The sequence below is a fragment of the Agromyces bauzanensis genome, from assembly GCF_014645655.1.
Lineage (GTDB): Bacteria > Actinomycetota > Actinomycetes > Actinomycetales > Microbacteriaceae > Agromyces > Agromyces bauzanensis.
Genome location: NZ_BMMD01000079.1, coordinates 1 through 720 on the forward strand (window position 1 = coordinate 1; position 720 = coordinate 720).

Annotated in this window: 1 protein-coding gene; it reads left to right on the forward strand. The window is 66.2% G+C overall.

Annotation, left to right across the window (positions count from 1 at the left end):
* Positions 1–696: ATP-binding protein (locus tag IEX31_RS18495; RefSeq protein ID WP_188744848.1), on the forward strand; the 696-nt coding region annotated here is incomplete at its 5' end.
* Between the last annotated feature and the right edge of the window lie 24 nt (positions 697–720).

Below are 720 nucleotides of genomic sequence, written 5' to 3' on the forward strand. Positions count from 1 at the left end.
TCCTCGCTGGTCGATGCGCTCGAGGTCCAGGACGACACCCTCACGTTGGGGATGGTGTTCGAGGAGCGGATCAAGCTCGCCGTCGACGACGCCCACGCCGCGTTCACCCACTCCAAAGTCGAAGGCCTGATCCGGCGCGCTGGGCTCCGCTACCCGAACGCGGACCTCCGCAGGGTCGACATGCTCGAGCAGCGCGGCCTCGACCGGGGTGTGATCGCGCAGCTCGGGACCTGCCAGTTCATCACCCGGCAGCAGAACGTCGTGTTCCAAGGCTTCACCGGCTCGGGGAAGTCCTACCTCGGGTCAGCGTTGGCGAAGCAGGCCTGCCAGCACCGCTACCGCGCCCACTACATCCGCATGCCCGACCTCGAAGAGACCTGGGCCGCCGCGAAGGACCGGCCAGCGGGAAGAGAGAAGTGGCTACGGAAGTACTCCACGTTCACGCTCCTCGTGATCGACGAATGGCTCCTAGACCCGCCCACGGATGACGTCCGAAGCATGCTGCTCGAGCTCCTCGAACGGCGTTACGACGCCACCTCGACGGTGTTCTGCACCCAGTACGCGAAGAAGGACTGGCACCAGCGCCTCGGCTCAGGAGTCCACGCCGACGCGATCATGGACCGCATCGTCCACAACACCCTCTGGATCGAGACCGGCGAGGTGAACATGCGCGAACACACCGCCACGGCCAGCTGAACCGGGCCAGTGAGCGCCGCTCCC